Here is a 22746-nt window from a genome sequence, read left to right as displayed (position 1 = left end):
TGTTATGATGAAATCAACAGGAATTGTAAGAAAAGTAGACGAACTTGGACGGGTTGTTATTCCTATTGAATTACGCCGTACACTTGGCATTGGCGAAAAGGACGCACTGGAAATTTACGTTGATGGCGAACGGATTATGCTTAAAAAGTATGAGCCTGCCTGCATTTTCTGTGGCAACGCTGAGAACGTAACTTACTTTAAAGGAAAAATAGTTTGTCATGAATGCATTTCTTCCATCCCTACCCCTGTGACAAACTAAATTAAATAGTATATAATAGAACTAATCAAATTGTTAATTCTAACCTTTTCATATCTCCTTGACCTCCCGTGACCGCGGGAGGTATTTTTTATGTCTGGGTTTGCCCTCCCTAAGGGCAATGTACTTCAAGACGGAACCAGTAATACTTAGTTGTATTTCTTACAGTTATTTTAAATGATTTTTACCATTAAACGAATTAATTGTATTTTGTACACTTATATTCCCTATATCTCCGTGAAATCAATCATTTCCACCTTTATAACTGTATGAAGTACAACTAAACGAACAAATACATAAAAAAATTCAAAAATAACTGTACAAAGTACATTTAACCCACAGATAAATCATTCAAGCTCGGGCCGTTTCCAAGAACCCTTAGTTATTCTAAGAGTTCGTCTACAACACTTACTCTTCTGCTCTATCAAGCAACGCATTATAAATATCCCGTTTGGCTACACCCCGGTCTGATGCCGCTTTTTTCATAGCCTCTTTACGTGGCACATCCTGTGCTTCGTAATGAGCTACATGTTCTTCAATGCTTAACTGACGCCACCACGCCGATTCTGCGATTTCAGCATCTTCCTTGCTCTCCCCTTCTACGACAATAACATATTCGCCTAGCGGAGGATGTTCAGCAAGCCAAAGTGTACATTCCTCAATCGAACCGCGTAGAAACTCCTCATATCTTTTCGTTAATTCACGTGCCAACACAATCTGGCGATTGCCGAATGCTTCTTGAAGATGAGCAAGTGTCTTAACTACGCGATGGGGAGATTCGTAGAACAACAAAGTTCCTTGAGCCGAACGAAGTGGACTTAATACTGCTCGGATGTCCTTACGCTCTCGGGGAAGAAAGCCGATAAAAGTGAACGTATTTGTAGATAGACCAGAAGCGATCAAAGCTGACAACGCTGCGTTAGCTCCAGGGATAGGAATCACCGGAATTCCATGACTTATAGCAAGGGCTACAAGATCCGCTCCAGGGTCAGAAATCGCTGGTAAACCGGCATCGCTGACGAGTGCCAAATTTTTTCCTTCTATTATATAGCGTACAAGCTCAGGTCCACTGGCGGCCTTATTATGCTCATGATAACTAAACAACATCGAAGGTGAAATCTCAAAGTGGCTGAGTAATTTCCGGGTCTGTCTCGTATCTTCCGCGGCAATAATATCACATTCCTGTAAAGTGCGGACTGCACGATAGGTCATATCCTCCAGATTACCGATAGGTGTAGCCACCAGAAAAAGCGACCCTGTTGTCTCCTGAGTACTGGTATTGGTCTTGTTTTGAAAACTGCTTTGGCATGATATCGTCATGATTTACCCTCTTTAGCACCATAGTAGATGTCCATAATCTCTGGACAGTATTGATTGTCCTCATTATATACGATGAGCGGTGGTTGTAAACGAACCTCAGGCTTTCCATCACGTGCAGCTTCGATTAATACCATATTAGCCTCTAGATGGGCACGTGGATGTACAAACCGAATAATCTTTGGCTCGAGTCTATATTGTCTCATAAGACTGATAATATCAACCAACCGTTGTGGTTTATGAACCATACTTACCTTTCCGCCCGTCCGAACCAATCGCACACAAGCCTGAATAACCTCCTCCAGAGTACAGCCTATCTCATGACGAGCCATAGCCTGATGGTTGTTCAGCTTCAGATCACTGCCATTAAGCGGCATATAAGGAGGGTTCACCGTTATTGCATCATACACACCATGTCCTGCGGTAGTATATAACTCGCGTAAATCACCTTCATGAATTACAACCTGATCCTGAAGGCCATTGAGAGCCACACTACGACGAGCCATATCAGCTAAACGAGGTTGTATTTCAATACCTTCTATAGAGGCTTTTGTCCGGGTAGTCATTAAAATCGGTATTACACCATTTCCCGTACAAAGATCTAGAACTCTTCCACGTGGCGGAACACTGGCGAAACGAGCAAGCAATACAGCATCCATAGAAAAGCTAAATACTTCATCACTTTGAATAATGCGCAGGTCATGCGTTAGTAAATCATCCACCCGCTCCGTCGGTAACAAGGGGAAAGATATATCATTAAAAGAATTCGTCATGTAATAATCTCCTAAAGGTTTTGTTGAAAAAAACTTGCTTCAAATGCATATGCCTATTGGCCAAAATTCAAAAAAAACCGTAGGATTAATCTCCTACGGCTGGATATCCTCATTTATTAAGAAAAGAAAGACAGAACAGACAGTCACCTTCCGTGCGTAAATGTCCAAAATAAACATTACAGATGTGAAAGCCTTCGTGGTAAAGTCGAGCCAAGTTGTCATAACCTTCCCCGACAACCTCTTCTGTTCCCTCTCCGGTAGCTAAAAGAGCTTCCGCCTCCGCAGAATCTACGGTAGGATCCAAAGGTGCATCCCGCTTTAAAATTTTGCGAAGCTGTTCATTCTCCAGAGTTAACCTCTGGTTAGCTTCCATCAGTTCTTTTACCGTCTGTTTCCATTCTCCAAGATTGGCGCGCATCGTTTCCATCTGCGCTTCCATATCCTGCATGTGTGCAAATATATTTTTCTTCTCCAAGTTTCCACCCCGAAAGTAACCTTATATGGTTTACTTGACGACAACATCATCCATTGGAAGTTCCTTAACTTTGCCCACTTCAAACAACTGTACATGAACCGTACGGTTTCCGGCATTGATTCCTACTACTTTGCCATCCCCCAATGAGGTCACGACAATCTTGCCGACCGCTGGCATTTCTTCCTTTACACTCTCATAATTGTCATGCTCAAATTTCAAACAACACATCAGACGTCCACAAAGTCCGGAAATCTTGGTCGGATTAAGTGAAAGGTTCTGATCCTTGGCCATTTTTATGGATACGGGTTCAAAATCCCCTAACCAAGAGGAGCAACAAAGCACTCGTCCACAAGGTCCAAGTCCACCTAGCATCTTTGCTTCATCACGTACCCCAATTTGCCGAAGCTCAATGCGGGTCCGAAAAATACTTGCCAGATCCTTAACCAATTCTCTAAAATCAACGCGTCCTTCGGCCGTAAAGTAAAATATAATCTTATTACGGTCAAAAGTAAACTCTACATCTACGAGCTTCATTTTGAGACCGTGGTCGCGTATTTTATTTAAACAGGTGGTAAAAGCCTCCTTAGCGGCGCTTTTGTTCTCCTCAACTACGCGTGCGTCGGTTTCTCCGGCAATACGCATCACTTTTTTGAGGGGTAGTACAACATCGGACTCCTCCACCTCTTTTTTGCCTACGACAACCTTACCGTATTCCACCCCACGTGCTGTCTCAACAATAACACATTGATCTCGTTCAATCGGAAAATCAAGTGGATCAAAATAATATATTTTACCCGCTTTTTTAAAACGGACACCTACTACGCTGTACAAAAATTAACCCCCTTGTTTGCCGGTAAAAGGAACCTATGGGCATGTCCGCTCCCTGATGATCCATGCTTGTCCTTCCTCGTCTGTTAAAACGATACTTCCAGGTAAAGCGACATCCGGAGGATATATCATTGCTAATCCTTTAACTTTCCAGTCGGATTAAGAACTGCTCCAGACACAACTGGGCATTGGCATTGGAACGCAGCTTCTTAGTACTTTCTGCTGCATATCCCATATAAGCCACCCATTGTTCCGCACTGCGCCCACGGGCATGCCTGGAAATAAAGTCTAACTGATCTATAAAAACGATACTTTCATGCTTGCGGTACAGGAAGTAGAGCATATCTTTAAACCATAGATGGAACATGCTGAAAAGGATATCCAAATGTTCAGCGAGCCCAGTCTTGAACAGCTTCTGCCCGGCAGTTGCTACCGTGGAGCTGCCCTTGCTTAAGGACTCCTTAGCTAATTGTAACACTAGATTTCTCATTTCTGCAAACCAATTCTGTTCCAAAAGTTCCCTGCAACCATCAAGTCCCGAACTGAGTGATACTGCACATCGAGCTAAGGGGATCGGCACACCCTCACTTGCTAGCGCTTGAAGCATAATATCCGGATTTAACGGACTAAATGGAATCCGCTGAGTCCGTGACTGAATCGTCGGCAATAAAGAACGACTATTATCAGATATTAGGATTCCTACTGCCGGAGCTGGCGGTTCTTCCAGAAACTTCAACAAACTATTGGCAGCTTGTACCGTCATTTTGTCTGCCCCATCTATAATATAAACCTTTGGATTCACACCCTCAGATCGATAGGAAAAGACACGCTGCAGCTCACGGATCTGATCTATTTTTATGCTTGCACCGTCGGGCTGCAGCAATGACAAATCAGGATGGTTTCCATGCTCAACCTTTCGGCACTCTAGACATTCGCCACAGGCGTCATCCTTGCTTTCAGTGCAAAAAATTGCTTGGGCAAACATCAGCGCCGTCTTCATTTGTCCACTGCCTGCTGGTCCTGTAAATAAATAAGCATGGCTCACAGCGTCCTTGCGCAAGGCATTTTGGAGTAGCCGTTTAGCATGCTCCTGGCCTACTATATCATGAAAAGGCATAATTTCCTCCCAAAACTTTAAAAAGAAAGGTTGATTAACAACCCGCGAATTTCTCCAACACGTCCCAACAGATCTATTCGGCCCTGCTCACTATTCAGCAGATCGTCTGCCATAGATAGCAAAGCCGCATCAATTTCCTCAAGCAGCTTGTAACGCTTGCCCCGCCCACGTCTATCCCATCCACGTGTCTCTTTCAGTATAACGCCTCTACGAGCGGTTTCTTCCAGAAACCTTTTGATCATCATCCGGTAAATGGTGAGTTCACGAATGGTCATAGACTTAGATAAACGGTCGCCTTGTGACTGTATTTCTTTGATCTGGCGGTTTAGTTCATCTTTGGTTTTCTGTTCACCTTGCTGCTGAAAAACGTCAGAGAACGATTTCTGCTGAACAGGCTTATTAGCCCCTTCTGCATTTGGAAGCTCACTCTTTAAGGGCCTATATCCCGGATTGATCTTCAAAGGTTATCTACCGCCCCTTTTTTGTAAATGACTTGCTCATTTATATTATACTTAATAATGTTCGAAACGATCTACAGGAAGCACGAATACAGTAGCGCCACCGACCTGTACTTCAACAGGGAGCGGTAAATAGGAATCCGTCGTGCCACTCATCGGAGTTACTGGAGTGACTAGTTGTTCACGCACTTTACAGCTGTTACGGATAACGTTTAGTACAGCTTCGATCTGACTGTCTTCTACCCCAATCATAAATGTCGTATTTCCCGCCCGCAGAAATCCACCTGTACTTGCGAGTTTGGTAGCACGGAAATTGGCTTTTACTAGCTCACTGGATAACCGGTTACTGTCTTTATCCTGGATAATTGCAATGATCAACTTCATCTTCGCATTCCCTCCCAAAAAAGTTTTATGGAGTATTACTACTTAATGTGTTCTTAGTAGTAACCTCACTTCATAAGCAAACGCTTAGTTATATGCCACTTCTCTTATTATATTAGACAAAACACCCTAAAAACCCTTTAATACTCTCTCTTCAAGAGTTCTCACGATATCTTGTTCTACCAGATGAATAGGGCGGTTTGCATCAAGAACTACTATTCTCTCCGGATTCGCCTTAATTAATAAATGATATCCTTCACGAACCTTCTGATGAAAGGCAAGACTCTCCATATCCAGACGATTGACTTCGCGATCTTGATTGGCCGCAATCCGTGATAATCCAATCTCAGGTTCTACATCCAGATAAAAGGTTAGATCGGGCATGCGATTTCCAATAGCAAAGCGGTTAATACTCCACACCTCTTCCATACCTAATCCTCTTGCATGTCCTTGATAAACGAGACTACTGTCTACAAAGCGGTCACAGAGGACTGTAAGCCCTTCTCTAAGAGCCGGCTCTACTACTTCAGCGAGATGTTGGCTTCTTGATGCAGCGTACAGCAATGCCTCTGTACGTGCATCCATTGCAGTATGGGCAGGATCCAGAATAATAGAGCGAATTTTTTCGGCGATTTCTATGCCTCCAGGTTCACGTGTAATTCGATAGGGCATGGACCGATTCTGCAAATATGCTGCTACTCTGCCCAGTACCGTTGTTTTTCCGGAGCCTTCGCCCCCTTCTAATGTTATGAAGAAACCTTCTTTGCCCACTTATACTTCTCCGCCCTTCTGATTGTTGTATACCTTAATACGCTGCAAGACCGGATCAGCACAAGCCTGGAACTTCGCGCCTCCATAAGCTAAACCAGTCAGTCTTTGCTGTATCTGATCTGTGATGACCTCACCCGGATATAATAATGGAATGCCTGGTGGATAGGGAATTACCATCTCTGCAGCTACTCTCCCCAGGCTGTGTTCAAGATTAATACTTTCTACCTCATTGGCTGTCACCGGCTTCAAAGAGAAGGGAACGGGTGCTGAGATTTGTAAAACATTCAAATTGTTCCACGTGGAAATATTTCGAGATTCTGAAATGCCCGCGGTGTGCAGTGATTCGGATGTATCCTCCGAATCTATTTCCCGCAGCGCCTGCAATAACCTTGCTGCATCTTCAGCCTTCGAACCGAGGCTGAACAGCAGCACTACGTGCCGGTCGTCACTCATCTCCGGCACACAGCCCTTAGCTTCGAGCCTGCGCTGCAGCTCGAAACCGCCTAGGACCCCGGTGGCGTCATAAATGACGACTTTGAAGGGGTCCTGCATCTCGTACGCCGCCTTATGCAGCGGCGTACCGTCGTGCAGCTGCTCTGCCGGCTGCACCAATCCATAGCGCGGCAGCTCGGCAAGGCCGCGCCGCAGGACATCCACGGCGGCCAGCCCCGCCGTGAAAGCATCGCTGCCCCGGCTGTGCAGCAGCCGCCGGGCAAGATCAAGCGACGCCATCATAGGATATGATGGGCTGGAGCTCTGCACCATGGCGAGCCGCTGCGAGAGCAGGGCGCGGTCGAGCCGCTGCCCTTGAACATGCAGCATAGCGCCCATGGTCATCGCAGTGAGCATCTTGTGCGTGGACTGCACTACGCCGTCCGCGCCACAAGCAAGCGCCCCGGCAGGCAGTGCCGGGTGCTGCCCGTAATGCGCCCCATGCGCTTCATCGACAAGCAGCGGTACTCCGCTGTCGTGGCAGATACGCGCGAGGGGCGCGAGGTCACTGCCCATGCCGTAGTAATTGGGCATGGTGACAAATACAGCGGCGGCTTCAGGATAGGCTGCAAGTGCAGCCTCAACAGCTTCTGCCGCCGGCGCTACTGCCAAGCCGCTGAGTGGATCAATCAGCGGCTCGACGAAAACAGCCCGCACTCCAGCTAACATAAGACCATGAATCACTGATTTATGCACATTTCGTTGAAGGATCAGAATCATTCCAGGCTCGGGGCAAGCCGTTAGAATCAGCGCTAGGTTGCCCGCCGTACTTCCGCCAACTAGAAAAAAGCTCTCCTCTGCGCCAAAGCAATCAGCAGCCAACTCCTGTGCTTCCTTAATGACTCCCTCAGGATGATGAAGATCATCCGTGCCGGTAATCTCCGTAGCATCGTACTTCATAACCTCATCTAGATACCCAGCGCCTTCTACGCCGTCATATGCCGCTCCATTTTTATGTCCCGGCACATGATAAGATATATTACCCACAATTCTATATTGCTCCAGCATTTCGTATACAGGCGCCCTACATCGTTGTAATTTATTCATATTAAATTCCTTCCCATAGGGTTCCTTCTATTTTAACGTAAATATTCAAAAACTCCTATGTTTCCTCATAAAAGCATCTGACTGAACAGCAAAACGGCTCCCCCCGCTTAAACAACGAGGAAGCCGTATATGAATATCTCTAATGCAGTCCTTATATCTTTCATCCAGACCGCTCTCTTATCCGCATGAATTAACAGAGTTACTCTACTTACTTAAGCGTTCTTTTGCAATCCGATCTTCTTCATCTGGCCAATAAAAAAACGGTACTTAGCATCTTCTGCCTCGGTACGGATCATTTCTGCCTCACAATCCTCACAAATAAAATGCGAGACAATCACAATACCTTCTTCTTTTTCCTGTCCACAAATGATACAAGCTTGCCCGGTTTGCTGTTCCATAACCATCCCACCTTGACTCTTTTAAGAACAGTATGATACACCTTCTATCATTTTAAACCTTTTCATAGTTTTTTCATATCCTTCGTTTCGTGTATTATATATATTCCGCTGCCCCCATATCGGTGAATATTCGCCCATAGTTTAATAAAATGCTTTCATTCGCCGATATTAAGAACATATGAATCTGTGAGGAGGTTAGTCTATTTTATATGGAATCCAACACCAAAGGCGCTGCTACATTCTATCAATATAAATTAATCAAAAAAATTAATCTAACGGCACCTCTGCTGCGTGTTTATATTTTGCTCCCTTTTTTGGTCCTTGTGCTCGAGACAGTCTTTCTTTCTTGGTGGAGTATTCTCTACTTAATTATAGCTGCTCCGGTTATGTTCTGGGTTCAATATGTTATTTCACGCTCAGTACTTCTAATCTCCGGGCATCCTATTTCAAAAAGATGGTCCATCTCATTTAAAATCCCGTGGCTTGGCTTCATGCCAGATCAACACATTAGTTACCGCATTTTCCGTAAAGTACAGTTACATAATTTTTATATTGGTCTTTGTATTGCAGCTCTCTTTATTTTTTGGTCACCACCGGCATTTACAGTATCCCTGATTATTTGCCACTTGTGGCTTTTACTACCCCGTCTCTATACACTGTTCAAAATAAATCAACGCAACAAGGAAGGCATGCTGAAGTTTAATCCAACCGATGCCTCCTATTACTCTCAATAGAGTACGGTTAACCTGTATTCGCATATAAATAAATCGCCATCCATAAAGGACGGCGATTATTTATTTTGTCTTAAGACCTTTAATTAAGGCCTTCTTTTCTTTAGGGATCATAACTATAAAATAATCATCATGCACTGTTAAATGAACCGTTACTCCATCCTTCTGAAAAACACCAGATGAATCGGTACTCTCCTCTTCCTGTTCAACCCATCCCCAGGCCTTAATAGTATCCATATACTCCTCTGGGATACCGTTCTTCTCCTTTAATCCAGGTAAAGAATAACGCACATAATCCATAGCAACGTTTGTCGTAGTCTGGTCTGGTGAGTACGCCTCTTGGGGTACAGGGAAATTTTTCTCGTTTAGCGCACCCTCAAAAGCATCCCAGCTGGGCGCTTTCGTACCGCAGCCTGCCAGTATTAAAGCTACTATACACGAAAAAATTAATATCTTAATAATTCTTGTTTGTTTCATGCCTTAAATCCTCCTTACCTCCACAATGCATCTAAAGACACAAGAAAATTCAAAGTTAGAATTTATGAGTAGTTCCTTCGTATTAGAGATGTTGCTTATTATTTGCACTTATCTATTATACTTGTATCGACCTCAGCGTCGGTAACAAAAATGTCACTCAATTACAGCCCCTTCAGATGTTGTACTCCCCTTCAAATATCACTCTTGTCCAAAAAAAACAAAAAAGCCACTGCTGATAAATCAACAATGGCTTAATGTGCTTGGCAACGTCCTACTCTCCCAGGACCCTTCGGTCCAAGTACCATCGGCGCTGGAGGGCTTAACGGTCGTGTTCGGGATGGGTACGCGTGGAACCCCTCCGCTATCGCCACCAAACATGCGTCTGTGAAACAGACGCTGCCGCGTGAAATTCAGTTCATCACCAGAAGTGACAATGAATTTCTAAGCGTGTTACAGGCTTAATCGCCTGAAAACTGAATCCGAAACAAATCTGCATTCTAAGTATAGGATAAGCCCTCGACCGATTAGTATTGGTCAGCTCCATGCATTGCTGCACTTCCACCTCCAACCTATCTACCTCGTCGTCTTCAAGGGGTCTTACTAATTGGGAAATCTCATCTTGAGGGGGGCTTCACGCTTAGATGCTTTCAGCGCTTATCCCGTCCGTACGTAGCTACCCAGCCATGCTCCTGGCGGAACAACTGGTGCACCAGCGGTACGTCCATCCCGGTCCTCTCGTACTAAGGACAGCTCCTCTCAAATTTCCTGCGCCCACGACAGATAGGGACCGAACTGTCTCACGACGTTCTGAACCCAGCTCGCGTACCGCTTTAATGGGCGAACAGCCCAACCCTTGGGACCTACTTCAGCCCCAGGATGCGATGAGCCGACATCGAGGTGCCAAACCTCCCCGTCGATGTGGACTCTTGGGGGAGATAAGCCTGTTATCCCCAGGGTAGCTTTTATCCGTTGAGCGATGGCCCTTCCATGCGGTACCACCGGATCACTAAGTCCGACTTTCGTCCCTGCTCGACTTGTAGGTCTCGCAGTCAAGCTCCCTTATGCCTTTGCACTCTGCGAATGATTTCCAACCATTCTGAGGGAACCTTGGAACGCCTCCGTTACTCTTTAGGAGGCGACCGCCCCAGTCAAACTGCCCGCCTGACACGGTCCCCGTACCCGATAAGGGCACTAGGTTAGAACCTAGATACGATCAGGGTGGTATCCCAACGGCGCCTCCACCGAAGCTTGCGCTCCGATTTCTACGGCTCCCACCTATCCTGTACAGATCGTACCCAAATTCAATATCAAGCTGCAGTAAAGCTCCATGGGGTCTTTCCGTCTTGTCGCGGGTAACCTGCATCTTCACAGGTATTAAAATTTCACCGGATCTCTCGTTGAGACAGCGCCCAAGTCGTTACGCCATTCGTGCGGGTCAGAATTTACCTGACAAGGAATTTCGCTACCTTAGGACCGTTATAGTTACGGCCGCCGTTTACTGGGGCTTCGGTTCATAGCTTCGGGTTACCCCTAACCACTCCCCTTAACCTTCCAGCACCGGGCAGGCGTCAGCCCGTATACTTCGCCTTGCGGCTTCGCACAGACCTGTGTTTTTGCTAAACAGTCGCTTGGGCCTTTTCACTGCGGCCCCCTCGTGCTATTCACACTACCGGGGCACCCCTTCTCCCGAAGTTACGGGGTCATTTTGCCGAGTTCCTTAACGAGAGTTCTTCCGCGCGCCTTAGAATTCTCTTCTCGCCTACCTGTGTCGGTTTGCGGTACGGGCACCTTCTCCTGGCTAGAGGCTTTTCTTGGCAGTGTGAGATCATGACCTTCGCTACTATAATTTTCGCTCCCCATCACAGCCTAGCCTTAACGATGTGCGGATTTGCCTACACATCAGCCTCACTGCTTAGACGGACATCCATCAGTCCGCGTCACTACCCTCCTGCGTCACCCCATCGCTCATAGCGGATTACGGTGGTACAGTAATTTCAAACTGTTGTCCTTCGACTACGCCTTTCGGCCTCGCCTTAGGTCCCGACTTACCCTGAGCGGACGAGCCTTCCTCAGGAAACCTTGGGCTTTCGGCGGATCAGATTCTCACTGATCTTTTCGTTACTCATACCGGCATTCTCACTTGTGTAGTGTCCAGCGCTCTTTTCAGTACACCTTCAACCCCTACACAACGCTCCCCTACCCCAGATACATACGTATCTAGCCATAGCTTCGGTGGTGTGTTTAGCCCCGTTACATTTTCGGCGCAGAGTCACTCGACCAGTGAGCTATTACGCACTCTTTCAATGGTGGCTGCTTCTAAGCCAACATCCTGGTTGTCTGTGCAACTCCACATCCTTTCCCACTTAACACACACTTGGGGACCTTAGCTGATGGTCTGGGCTGTTTCCCTTTTGACAATGGATCTTAGCACTCACTGTCTGACTCCCGGCAATAAGTATATGGCATTCGGAGTTTGACTGAGCTTGGTAATCCTTGCGGACCCCGCACCCAATCAGTGCTCTACCTCCACTACTCTTATACCGAGGCTAGCCCTAAAGCTATTTCGGGGAGAACCAGCTATCTCCGAGTTCGATTGGAATTTCTCCGCTACCCCCACCTCATCCCCGCACTTTTCAACGTACGTGGGTTCGGGCCTCCAGTGCGTGTTACCGCACCTTCACCCTGGACAGGGGTAGATCACACGGTTTCGGGTCTACGTCCACATACTAATTCGCCCTATTCAGACTCGCTTTCGCTGCGGCTCCACCTTCTCGGCTTAACCTTGCATGTTAAACGTAACTCGCCGGTTCATTCTACAAAAGGCACGCCATCACCCATAGATCGGGCTCTGACTTTTTGTAAGCACACGGTTTCAGGTTCTATTTCACTCCCCTTCCGGGGTGCTTTTCACCTTTCCCTCACGGTACTGTTTCACTATCGGTCGCCAGGTAGTATTTAGCCTTAGCAGATGGTCCTGCTGGATTCATACGGGGTTTCACGTGCCCCGCACTACTCGGGATCCGTCTCGGAGAGAACACAGTTTAGGTTACAGGGCTTTTACCTCTATCGCGGGCCTTTCCAGACCTCTTCACCTACCATATTCCTTTGTAACTCCATGTGAGACGTCCCACAACCCCAAGAGGCAAGCCCCTTGGTTTAGGCTGTTCCGCGTTCGCTCGCCGCTACTGACGGAATCACTATTGTTTTCTCTTCCTCAGGGTACTTAGATGTTTCAGTTCCCCTGGTCTGCCTCTACATTTCCTATGTATTCAGAAATGAGTAACTGCGAATTACCACAGCTGGGTTTCCCCATTCGGACACCCCCGGATCAAAGCTTGCTTACAGCTCCCCGAGGCAGTTTCGTTGTTCGCCACGTCCTTCGTCGGCTCCTGGCGCCTAGGCATCCTCCGTGTGCTCTTATTAGCTTAACCTTGATTCTTCCGAAGAAAAATCTCACTAATAACATTTACTTGTTTGCACAAGTTGCTAAAAGATGTTCTAAAACGCAAATTCGTTTCGGTATCCAGTTTTCAAGGATCAAGTCTTACTTGAGAGCTTAAACTCTCAAAACTGAGCAACGAGTGAGTAACAGGCCTAAACCTGAGTTTTGGAAGCTGAGCTTCCGATTTGAATGTCTTCATTGCAGAAGACGATTCTCCATAGAAAGGAGGTGATCCAGCCGCACCTTCCGATACGGCTACCTTGTTACGACTTCACCCCAATCATCTACCCCACCTTCGGCGGCTGGCTCCCTTGCGGGTTACCCCACCGACTTCGGGTGTTGTAAACTCTCGTGGTGTGACGGGCGGTGTGTACAAGACCCGGGAACGTATTCACCGCGGCATGCTGATCCGCGATTACTAGCAATTCCGACTTCATGCAGGCGAGTTGCAGCCTGCAATCCGAACTGAGACCGGCTTTGATGGGATTGGCTCCACCTCGCGGCTTCGCTTCCCGTTGTACCGGCCATTGTAGTACGTGTGTAGCCCAGGTCATAAGGGGCATGATGATTTGACGTCATCCCCACCTTCCTCCGGTTTGTCACCGGCAGTCACTCTAGAGTGCCCAGCATTACCTGCTGGCAACTAAAGTTAAGGGTTGCGCTCGTTGCGGGACTTAACCCAACATCTCACGACACGAGCTGACGACAACCATGCACCACCTGTCTCCTCTGTCCCGAAGGCCGCTGCTATCTCTAGCAGATTCAGAGGGATGTCAAGACCTGGTAAGGTTCTTCGCGTTGCTTCGAATTAAACCACATACTCCACTGCTTGTGCGGGTCCCCGTCAATTCCTTTGAGTTTCAGTCTTGCGACCGTACTCCCCAGGCGGAGTGCTTACTGTGTTAACTTCGGCACCAAGGGTATCGAAACCCCTAACACCTAGCACTCATCGTTTACGGCGTGGACTACCAGGGTATCTAATCCTGTTTGCTCCCCACGCTTTCGCGCCTCAGCGTCAGTTACAGCCCAGAAAGTCGCCTTCGCCACTGGTGTTCCTCCACATATCTACGCATTTCACCGCTACACGTGGAATTCCACTTTCCTCTTCTGTACTCAAGCCACCCAGTTTCCAGTGCGACCTCAGGTTGAGCCCAAGGTTTAAACACCAGACTTAAATAGCCGCCTGCGCGCGCTTTACGCCCAATAATTCCGGACAACGCTTGCCCCCTACGTATTACCGCGGCTGCTGGCACGTAGTTAGCCGGGGCTTTCTTCTCAGGTACCGTCACTCCGATAGCAGTTACTCTACCGGACGTTCTTCCCTGGCAACAGAGCTTTACGATCCGAAAACCTTCATCACTCACGCGGCGTTGCTCCGTCAGGCTTTCGCCCATTGCGGAAGATTCCCTACTGCTGCCTCCCGTAGGAGTCTGGGCCGTGTCTCAGTCCCAGTGTGGCCGTTCACCCTCTCAGGTCGGCTACGCATCGTCGCCTTGGTGGGCCGTTACCCCACCAACTAGCTAATGCGCCGCAGGCCCATCCCTCAGTGACAGATTGCTCCGTCTTTCATTCTTCTCTCAGGAGAAAAAAGAAATTATCCGGTATTAGCTACCGTTTCCGGTAGTTATCCCAGTCTGAAGGGCAGGTTGCCTACGTGTTACTCACCCGTCCGCCGCTAAGTTATTTTGAAAGCAAGCTTTCAAAATAACTCCGCTCGACTTGCATGTATTAGGCACGCCGCCAGCGTTCGTCCTGAGCCAGGATCAAACTCTCCAATTAGTATTGAAAAGAGCGATATGCTCATTTTGAAACATCTGACGAGAAAATTAATTCTCTAATTTTGGATTTCACTTGCGTGATTTCCCACTCACTCGTTGTTCAGTTTTCAAAGATCAAGTTCTCGTTGGCGCCGTTTAATGTCTCAGCAGCAACTCTTATACTATATCATGTTCGGCTATTTAATGTCAAGCTCTTTTTTTAACTTCTTTTTCGAGCTCGGCATGTGTATTTCTTGGCCGGACTTAGAATATATCATGTATAGAGATTCATTGCAAGAGTTTTTTTTATATAAAATCAAAAGCATAAAACATCATCTATGTATTATCGTATTATACTAACTACCTCCACTTATCATCTAATTATCTAGAAAGTAAAAAAACAACTGCAGAAGATGACAGTTGTTTTTAGAAGAAGCTTAGAGGATTCTAGATTAATTCCGCTTCCTTCGCTCCAGTAATTACGGCAACGATATTGTTTCGAAGGGCATCTGCATCGTGCGCTTCGTATGGATCCACTTTGAAAACAACAGCATCTGCAATAAAACCTTCTGCAATTTGCCCCAGCTCGTTACCGCTCCCCAGAATATCAGCAGCACTTTTAGTCGCAGCCTGCCACGCTTCTCTCCGAGTTAAGCCATAATCAATCAATGTATCCAGTTCTTGAAGGTTATAGCCATGTAGTGCAGGTGTGGCATAATCTGTACCGAATCCAATACGAACGCCTTCTCTTTTTGCATAATGAATGGCCTTGGAATGACATTCGGCAGCGCGGGCAGCTCGGTCGCAAATGATCGGGTTTAACGCTAGAACGCCTTTTGGGTCTGCAGCAATACGATAAATTGATGTGGTGGGCACAAACGCTACCCCCGAGTTAGCAAGTCTTCCTGCCTGATCCTCAGTTAAAAACATCCCATGCTCTATTGATTCCACGCCGGCCTGGATGGACCAGTCTATCGTCACTCCACCCCAGGTATGAACCAGTACCTTCTTATCATGGGCATGTGCATTACGAACAATGAACGCGAGCTCTTCTTCGGAAAAGATCGGGTCAACGACTTTCTCGGTAGGTGCTCCAAGCCCGCCTGTGGCCATGATTTTTATCCAACCCGCTCCTGTAGCAAAGATTTCCGCCATTCGTTGTTCTAAATGCTTGAGACCACGGGCATCTGCTGCTCCAATCATATCGCTACTGGTCTGCACTCTTAATGGATGTTGATATTGCTGAACAAGATGCTGCACAGTGCTCGGCAGAATCCCACCTGCATCACGGGCAGTCGTTACACCCGTCCTAAGAGTAGCTTCAAAAGCTTGTGCCTGCATAATTTCGATTTGGTTGGCATCGCGCTTCAATTGATCAGAGTGGTCAAAATCTGTCCAAGCTAAATGCGTATGAAGATCAATAATACCCGGACTTAGCCACAGATCTGTTCCTGCAAGATTTGACTCCACTTGATGGGGCTCCGCTTCAGTAATGGATGAAAAACGACCATCCTTTATCACGACATCAAAACGTCTGCCTTCGATACCTGCTATAAAAATATCATTGAACGTTTGCAGCTCTGGATGCTTAAGGATCATCTTCATTCCCCCCATGCCAGCCGAACAGCTGCTAATGCCTGAACAGGGTCTTGTTTCAACAGTTCGGCAAGCGTGGATATAGCCTTCTCCACACTTTGCCGCTCAGCATTCGTTCCAAAATGGTTGATCCGTAGAAGATGGCCAAATAATTCTCCGTCTCCGGGAGCCACAATGCCTATAGGCTGCTCAATCCGCAACTCTTGCTTTCCAGAAATCCGCACCGTTGTAGTCAGCGTAGAATAATGTCTGCTGTCCTTTTGCCAAGGCTCAAGCCCCAAGGATTTAATACCAGCTACAGCAGCTGCTGCGGCTCGCTCATGGCGTTTGATTACTTGATCCAATCCTTCTTCTTCAATTCGTGTCAAAGCTTGAATCAAGGCTCTAGCCTCCAGCGTAGGAATGTTTGGGGCAACCCGCAGTGGCGCGGCGTCTCCCAGTGATGGTTTCAGATCCAGCAAGGATAAAATAGAATTGCGTGGAGCATTTTCATTCGACTCAAGAAATTCCCAGCCACGTGGAGAAATACTTACGGCACTAACACCGTTGGGTCCAGCTAAGGCTTTTTGCGCACCTATAACTGCAAAATCAACGGACCATTCATCCACCAGCAGGGCCTCTCCCCCAACCGCAGATACGGAGTCCGACACAGTAATAAGATTGAACTCTTTTGCAATTTTAAATATTTCTTTAGCAGGATTAGAGCCTCCAGTAACCACTTCAGCTTGAACAAAAGAAAGGGCACAGGGTTTAAACTCCTTAATCGCGGAAGCAACTTGGTCGCTAGTGACCACTTCATCAAAAGGAACCTTCACTTCAACAACCGTTGCTCCACCCCGCTCAAGCCATTTTCCAAATAAACTTCCATAGGGACCTGTTACTATATTTACAATGGTTCGACCAGGTGCAGCTATTCCGGTGGCTACCGCCTCGATTCCAAGGATTGCCTCAGCCGGGATGATAACTGGAGGGTGCTCAGTAAACAAAACTTTGGAAATTAAATGTGTTAGCTTATTGTACTCAGCCAGTGAAAGTGGCACGTATCCTTTATGTTCTCGGTTCATAAGAAAACCTCCTGATGTACTTTATTTTGGCATTTTCGGAACCGCTGACAACAGCTCATAACTGTATTCATGTTTAGGACGGATGAAGAATTGGTCCCGCGGACTCTGCTCCACGAGCTTTCCTTGCCGCATAACTGCTACCGTATCACTAATTGCATTGATTACACCTAGATCATGAGAAATAAAAAGCATGGTGAGATTAAGCTCAGCCTTCAGCGTATTAAACAGTTCGAGCACACTAAGCTGCACAGATACATCCAACGCACTTGTAGGTTCATCCGCGATCAGGATGTTTGGCTCAACACTTAATGCACGAGCGATCGCTATCCGTTGACGCTGGCCGCCGGAAAATTCATGTGGGAATTTGTCTAAGACCTTCTGTTCTAAATGAACTTGATTCAAAAGCTCTTTGCATCTTTGTTCAACACCTGTACGCCCCACTATTTTATGAAACAATAAGGGCTCGGAAAGAATTTGCCTAATCGAATGTTTAGGATTTAGCGAAGCATCTGGATTTTGGAATATCATCTGGATTGTTTTGTGCTGCTCACGGCTTCTTTTCTTTTTTAATTCTTGGGTACCCAACAGAATCTGCCCCTCATTTGGGGCAATCAGTCCAGCAATTACTCGCGCCAGCGTAGATTTCCCTGATCCGGATTCTCCAACAAGCCCAAGGGTGGTGTGCTGCTCAAGATTCAGATTGATACGATCCAGTGCAGTAAAGCCGCCATAATGAACAGTTAAATCTTTTATTTGCAAGGCTAATTCCATGAGTCTCTACTCCCTTCAAGCTCTGGCAAAGGAAGCACCGAATCAATCAGCATCTGTGTGTAAGGGTCTTTCGGATTTTGCAAAATATCAAGGGTATTGCCCTGCTCAACAATCTGTCCCTGTTTCATTACACATAGCCGTGAACACAAGTTTGCTGCAATCGCTAGGTTATGCGTAACAAATACCATGGCAAAACTGAGCTCATGCTGGAGGCTCGTGATCGTCTCAATAATTTGCCGTTGAACCGTGACGTCCAGCGCCGTTGTCGGTTCATCACAGAGAAGTATGCCTGGCTTGCACGCCAGTGCCAGAGCGATGACTACCCGTTGACACTGACCGCCTGACAGCTGACTCGGATACCGGTCCTTTTTCTTCAATGAATCGGGGAGACCAAGCCTTTCGAGCAGTTCCAGTGCAATTACCCGCGAGGTCTTACGGCTTACTCTCTGTCTGTAATACACAACTTCAGCCAGTTGTTTGACAACCGTACAGAGCGGATCAAGCGCACCTCTTGGATCTTGAAATACCATTGCACTGCTTACGGCACTTTTAATGGTGCCACCAGTCTGTTCAACACCATTTGGAAGCAAGCCTAAAATTGCACGCAGCGTAAGCGATTTTCCTGATCCCGATTCACCTACTAATCCCAGACTCTCCCCTTTACCCAGCGAAAAACTAACATTATTGACCAATCTGTCATTTGACTTAGCTGCCAGCGATAGCGCCTCTATTTCTAAAATGGGTTGTATAGACATTATTTTTTCCTCCATATGTCTGCCAAACCATCACCTAGGAGCGACAAAGCTATCCCCGTATACACCACTGCAAATCCCGGCACGGCCGAGAGCCACCAAGCTGTAGTGATGAAGGGCTGTCCATCTGAAATCATTGTCCCCCAGTCAGGAGTTGGCGGTGTAATGCCGATACCAAGATACCCGAGCGTAACAATGGCAACAAGCAATCCAATCATATCTGTCATAAGGACGACCACGGCTTGCGGAAGTACATTAGGCAGGAGATGACGTAAAATAATTTTCACTCCAGGTAGCCCTAAGGTTTGAGCGGATGCCACCCATTCCTGATTGCGAAAAGAAGCACTAAGACCTCTGACGACACGGGCAAAGACAATCCATCCTACAAAGATAAAAGTAATATAAATGCCCCGTTCTCCTGCTCCACTAGCAAAAGCAACGATAATAACGATCAGATAAAAAGGAAAGGCGATGAATGTATCTGACAACAGCGTAATAACTGTATCGATCCATTTGCCGTAATATCCTGCCAGCATTCCTAGAAATACACCTGTGCAAAAGGGAATGATTTCTGCCAAGACCATGATTTTCAAATCAGTCCTCGCTGCATAAATCAGTCTGGTAAACAGATCACGCCCTAATTGATCAGTTCCCAACCAATGTTCGCCTGACGGAGGCTGTAAAAAGGCACTCAAATTTTGCTCAGAAGGGTCATAAGGACTTATATAAGGTATAAACACAGTCAAGAGAATAAGAGCTGCAAACATAATAATTCCCACTAGAAGTGAAGGGGTATTCCATATTCGCTTTAAGCCGCTTGTTATCTTACCGTCTTCATACAATCGCGAGTCTAGTCTTATAGTTTTCATTGTTTTCCTTTCGTTCTGGGATCAAGCCACCAGGAAATGATTTCAATCAAGAGACTGATGATCACAACAGATAGCGCACAGTAAAGTGCTATTCCTTGAATAACCGGAAAGTCCCGTTTCGAAATTGAAGTGAACAATAAGCTGCCAATTCCCTTAATTCCAAATACCTGCTCAACGACCAAGGTGCCTCCGATTAAATAAGAAATATTCACACCCAGCAGCATTAGCGTAGGAAGAGCAGAGTTGCGCAGCACATGTTTAAATAAAATAACCCTGTTTGGTATGCCCGCAGCCTTAAGGGTGACTACAAAATCCGATTCTAACACTTCAAGCATCTGCGCTCTTAATGAACGAACAAGCGTAGGAACCTGTGAAAAAGCAACAGTGATTGCTGGAAGTGCAAGACTATGCAAGGTTCCGACCCACCCTTCACTTACTCCCCCAACAGGGAACCAGCCAAGCCGGACACTAAAGAGCAAAATTAAAAGTAAGCCAACCCAAAAGATTGGCATACCTAGAGTAATTGTAGGAAAAATACGTATCAAATGGTCCAGCAGTTTATCCTTATGCGTAGCGGCTACCGTAGCGAGCAGAAGAGATACAAAAATCGCCAACACACAAGCCATCACGATGAGCAGCAAAGTAACAGGGGCCCGTTGTGTAATCAACTCTCTTGTTGATGTACCCATAATAATGGAGTTTCCAGTATCTCCTCGAGTAAACAGCGTCTTCACAAATCGGATGAATTGCTCCCATAAAGGGAGGTCCAGCCCAAGAGTATGATGCATACTCTTGAGCGCCTCAGGGGTGCTGTATTCTCCCAAAATCATTTTTGCTGGATCTCCCGGCACGATTCGAATGATGAAAAAGACTGCTATCATTACACAGAAGATCACTGCCAATGCTTTTATAAGAGATATCACAAGCCAGTTATAAGAACCCTTGCTTCCTTTCGGTTGATTTAACGCCTGCTTAAGATTCATCATTGGCTGATGCGGACATCTTCGAAACGGGCACTGCCGTTCGGTAGAACAACGAGACCGTCAACTGAAGAACGAATACCTTTTAAAACATCTGGATAGTAAAGCGGAATATACGGAACTTCATCAGCAAGGGTCTGCAGCAGCTTAGTATAGATTTGTGCACGTTCATCGCCATCCGCAGTTTTTTGTCCCTCATATAGAAGCTTCGTAACTTCATTATTTGTATAATGCGTCCAATATGATTTGCTGAAGCCTTCCGGATCAGTTTGGAAAGCAATAATTGAGTTCGCTTCAGGGGAATCCGCCTGACCGCTGTTCAGCATTGCCGCAAAATCATATGCGAAGAAACGTTCACGGAAAGTGGCAAGTTCAATCGATTCAATCTCAATCTTAATCCCGATCGTTTGACCCGCTGCCTGAATAATTTGTGCCTCTTGAGCTCTTGTGCTATTACCGGATGCTACAAGTAATTTGGTAGTGAAGCCATTAGGGAAGGCAGATTTTGCAAGCTCCTCCTTGGCTGCTTCGATATTAAAGTTCAGTGCTTTGATTGTATCATTTGCGTTATAAGGAATCGTTGTTGGCAGCAATGAGTTTGCTGTTTGTGCATAACCAAAGGTTAGCGCCTTGGTCAAGCCCTCACGATCAAGCGCCAGCGCCAGAGCGCGACGGACATGCACATCAGAAAAATGTTCATCCAACGTATTAAAGAACAATTGCTCTGTCACCCAACTACCGTTAGTAACTACTTTAGTGTCAGCCCCATCTTTAATCTCATTGGCATTTTGCAGAGCCAAAGATTCAATAGCATTAACTTCTCCAGCCTTCAGCTGGTTAATCGCTTGGCTGTCATCTTCAATCAGCTTATAAACAAGCTTATCAATATAGGGTTTACCTTCTTGCCAGTAGAATGTATTCTTAGTGAAGGTCAGATCACCTGCAGTGTCCCATGTTTCAACAACAAAAGGTCCCGTACCGATTGGTTTCTTGAAGAATTCTTCTTCGGATACTCCACCGAAATTGTTAGGAAGGATACCATTTGAGAAATTAGATAGCTCCGAGATAAATGGTGTATAAGGCTCTTTAAGTGTAATAACAAGCGTTTTGTTATCTTGCGCTTTGATTGTGTCGACCTTTGCAGATATTGCCAGCGGGCCGCCTACCTTCAAGTGCCGCTCAAGAGAGAAAACAGCATCTTCTGCAGTCACATCCGTACCATTTGAAAACTTCAAACCATCACGAAGCTCGAATGTATACGTCAGACCATCTTCACTGATAGTATGTGACTTAGCAAGCCAATCTACAATTTCACCTTCGCTGTCAAAAGCGACTAATGATTCAAAGACTTTGTCGATTGCAAAAGCATTGTTGGACGTAATCTGATTATGCAAATCCAGCGAAGTTACAGAAGCAGGTCGTCCATAGACGAAAGTCCCTCCCGTTGCAGGCTCTGCAGTTTGAGGACTTTGAGTTGCCGGACTCGCACTTTCCTGTGCCTCTTTATTTGAATCAGCCTTATTATTAGACCCCGAGCACCCTGCAATTAACATCAATAGCAAAACTGCTATTGCCCCCAACAGAATCGGTTTCTTAATAGATACACTAAAGTATGACATAATTTGCTCCCCCTATAATTCTTATATGTTTAGTATGAATTGTATTATGGGTTAAACACTGTAGTCTGTCAAACATAATTTAATTTGCAACAATCCTAAAGTAAATATACATAACAAAAAGACCACTGTTGATTACTCAACAGTGGTCTTGCGTGCTTGGCAACGTCCTACTCTCCCAGGACCCTTCGGTCCAAGTACCATCGGCGCTGGAGGGCTTAACGGTCGTGTTCGGGATGGGTACGCGTGGAACCCCTCCGCTATCGCCACCAAACATGCGTCTGTGAAACAGACGCTGCCGCGTGAAATTCGGTTCATCACCAGCAGTGAGAATGAATTTCTAAGCGTATTACAGGCTTAATCGCCTGAAAACTGAAT

Annotated in this window: 20 protein-coding genes and 4 rRNA genes; 2 read left to right on the top strand and 22 right to left on the bottom strand. The window is 46.3% G+C overall.

Features of this window, described 5'->3' with window-relative positions; genetic code table 11:
- Positions 1–4 precede the first annotated feature (4 nt).
- Positions 5–259, top strand: a complete 255-nt coding sequence (locus NYE72_RS00175; protein ID WP_036678829.1) for an AbrB/MazE/SpoVT family DNA-binding domain-containing protein — start codon at positions 5–7, stop codon at positions 257–259.
- Positions 260–664: 405 nt separating this feature from the next.
- Here the strand turns inward: NYE72_RS00175 and rsmI are convergent, their stop codons facing one another.
- The 10 genes from rsmI to NYE72_RS00125 form a co-directional block, all read right to left on the bottom strand.
- Positions 665–1576, bottom strand: a complete 912-nt coding sequence (gene rsmI / locus NYE72_RS00170) for a 16S rRNA (cytidine(1402)-2'-O)-methyltransferase (RefSeq protein WP_038568004.1) — start codon at positions 1574–1576, stop codon at positions 665–667.
- Positions 1573–2346 (bottom strand): tRNA1(Val) (adenine(37)-N6)-methyltransferase, encoded by a 774-nt coding sequence (locus tag NYE72_RS00165; RefSeq protein ID WP_339211056.1) that lies wholly within the window; start codon positions 2344–2346, stop codon positions 1573–1575. The genes rsmI and NYE72_RS00165 overlap by 4 nt, the downstream gene beginning before the upstream one ends.
- Positions 2347–2455: 109 nt before the next feature.
- Positions 2456–2821 (bottom strand): DNA replication initiation control protein YabA, encoded by a 366-nt coding sequence (gene yabA / locus NYE72_RS00160; protein ID WP_036678835.1) that lies wholly within the window; start codon positions 2819–2821, stop codon positions 2456–2458.
- Positions 2822–2851: 30 nt separating this feature from the next.
- Positions 2852–3652 (bottom strand): stage 0 sporulation family protein, encoded by an 801-nt coding sequence (locus NYE72_RS00155; protein WP_036678838.1) that lies wholly within the window; start codon positions 3650–3652, stop codon positions 2852–2854.
- 139 nt (positions 3653–3791) lie between these two features.
- The gene (holB, locus tag NYE72_RS00150; protein WP_076099912.1) at positions 3792–4766 is read right to left on the bottom strand and encodes a DNA polymerase III subunit delta'; all 975 of its coding nucleotides are present in this window, start codon (positions 4764–4766) and stop codon (positions 3792–3794) included.
- A gap of 17 nt (positions 4767–4783) precedes the next feature.
- Entirely contained in the window at positions 4784–5227 is a 444-nt protein-coding gene (locus NYE72_RS00145; RefSeq protein WP_036678842.1) for a YaaR family protein, read from the bottom strand.
- Positions 5228–5278: 51 nt separating this feature from the next.
- Entirely contained in the window at positions 5279–5608 is a 330-nt protein-coding gene (locus NYE72_RS00140; protein ID WP_036678844.1) for a cyclic-di-AMP receptor, read from the bottom strand.
- Between the two features lie 126 nt (positions 5609–5734).
- Complete coding sequence (gene tmk, locus NYE72_RS00135) at positions 5735–6376, bottom strand: dTMP kinase (protein ID WP_076099910.1); 642 nt, start codon at positions 6374–6376, stop codon at positions 5735–5737.
- Positions 6377–7915, bottom strand: coding sequence for an aminotransferase class I/II-fold pyridoxal phosphate-dependent enzyme (locus NYE72_RS00130; RefSeq protein WP_339211054.1), 1539 nt, complete (start codon positions 7913–7915; stop codon positions 6377–6379).
- A gap of 212 nt (positions 7916–8127) precedes the next feature.
- Entirely contained in the window at positions 8128–8313 is a 186-nt protein-coding gene (locus NYE72_RS00125) for a sigma factor G inhibitor Gin (RefSeq protein WP_036678851.1), read from the bottom strand.
- A 209-nt stretch (positions 8314–8522) separates the two neighbouring features.
- On the opposite strand from NYE72_RS00125, the gene NYE72_RS00120 reads away from it, so the two are divergent.
- Positions 8523–9047, top strand: a complete 525-nt coding sequence (locus NYE72_RS00120) for a hypothetical protein (RefSeq protein WP_036678854.1) — start codon at positions 8523–8525, stop codon at positions 9045–9047.
- Between the two features lie 60 nt (positions 9048–9107).
- On the opposite strand, the gene NYE72_RS00115 is transcribed toward NYE72_RS00120, so the two are convergent.
- The 12 genes from NYE72_RS00115 to rrf (NYE72_RS00060) all read right to left on the bottom strand — a co-directional run bounded on the left by NYE72_RS00115 (position 9108) and on the right by rrf (NYE72_RS00060) (position 22642).
- Positions 9108–9521 (bottom strand): hypothetical protein, encoded by a 414-nt coding sequence (locus NYE72_RS00115; RefSeq protein WP_076099906.1) that lies wholly within the window; start codon positions 9519–9521, stop codon positions 9108–9110.
- A gap of 258 nt (positions 9522–9779) precedes the next feature.
- A 5S ribosomal RNA gene (gene rrf / locus NYE72_RS00110) occupies positions 9780–9896 on the bottom strand.
- 129 nt (positions 9897–10025) lie between these two features.
- A 23S ribosomal RNA gene (locus NYE72_RS00105) occupies positions 10026–12952 on the bottom strand.
- Between the two features lie 232 nt (positions 12953–13184).
- Positions 13185–14742, bottom strand: a 16S ribosomal RNA gene (locus tag NYE72_RS00100).
- The 16S, 23S and 5S rRNA genes sit together here, the layout of an rRNA operon.
- A gap of 425 nt (positions 14743–15167) precedes the next feature.
- Positions 15168–16319 (bottom strand): amidohydrolase family protein, encoded by a 1152-nt coding sequence (locus NYE72_RS00095; RefSeq protein ID WP_076101051.1) that lies wholly within the window; start codon positions 16317–16319, stop codon positions 15168–15170.
- A 2-nt stretch (positions 16320–16321) separates the two neighbouring features.
- Entirely contained in the window at positions 16322–17380 is a 1059-nt protein-coding gene (locus tag NYE72_RS00090; RefSeq protein ID WP_076101049.1) for an aminotransferase class V-fold PLP-dependent enzyme, read from the bottom strand.
- Between the two features lie 21 nt (positions 17381–17401).
- Positions 17402–18151 (bottom strand): ATP-binding cassette domain-containing protein, encoded by a 750-nt coding sequence (locus NYE72_RS00085; protein ID WP_076101048.1) that lies wholly within the window; start codon positions 18149–18151, stop codon positions 17402–17404.
- Positions 18142–18906: an ABC transporter ATP-binding protein gene (locus tag NYE72_RS00080; RefSeq protein ID WP_076101046.1), complete on the bottom strand. Its 765-nt coding sequence runs from the start codon at positions 18904–18906 to the stop codon at positions 18142–18144. Before NYE72_RS00080 ends, NYE72_RS00085 begins: the two co-directional genes overlap by 10 nt.
- Entirely contained in the window at positions 18906–19772 is an 867-nt protein-coding gene (locus tag NYE72_RS00075; RefSeq protein WP_094903843.1) for an ABC transporter permease, read from the bottom strand. The genes NYE72_RS00080 and NYE72_RS00075 overlap by 1 nt, the downstream gene beginning before the upstream one ends.
- Positions 19769–20758, bottom strand: coding sequence for an ABC transporter permease (locus tag NYE72_RS00070; protein ID WP_063829812.1), 990 nt, complete (start codon positions 20756–20758; stop codon positions 19769–19771). Before NYE72_RS00070 ends, NYE72_RS00075 begins: the two co-directional genes overlap by 4 nt.
- Positions 20755–22371 (bottom strand): ABC transporter substrate-binding protein, encoded by a 1617-nt coding sequence (locus NYE72_RS00065; protein ID WP_076101044.1) that lies wholly within the window; start codon positions 22369–22371, stop codon positions 20755–20757. Before NYE72_RS00065 ends, NYE72_RS00070 begins: the two co-directional genes overlap by 4 nt.
- Positions 22372–22525: 154 nt before the next feature.
- Positions 22526–22642: ribosomal RNA gene (rrf, locus tag NYE72_RS00060) — 5S ribosomal RNA — on the bottom strand.
- Positions 22643–22746: the final 104 nt, after the last annotated feature.

It is taken from the genome of Paenibacillus sp. FSL L8-0333, assembly GCF_037965665.1.
In the GTDB taxonomy this organism is placed as follows: domain Bacteria; phylum Bacillota; class Bacilli; order Paenibacillales; family Paenibacillaceae; genus Paenibacillus_AQ; species Paenibacillus_AQ odorifer.
Note: the sequence above shows the minus strand (reverse complement) of the source record. Positions and strands in the feature narration are given on the sequence as shown.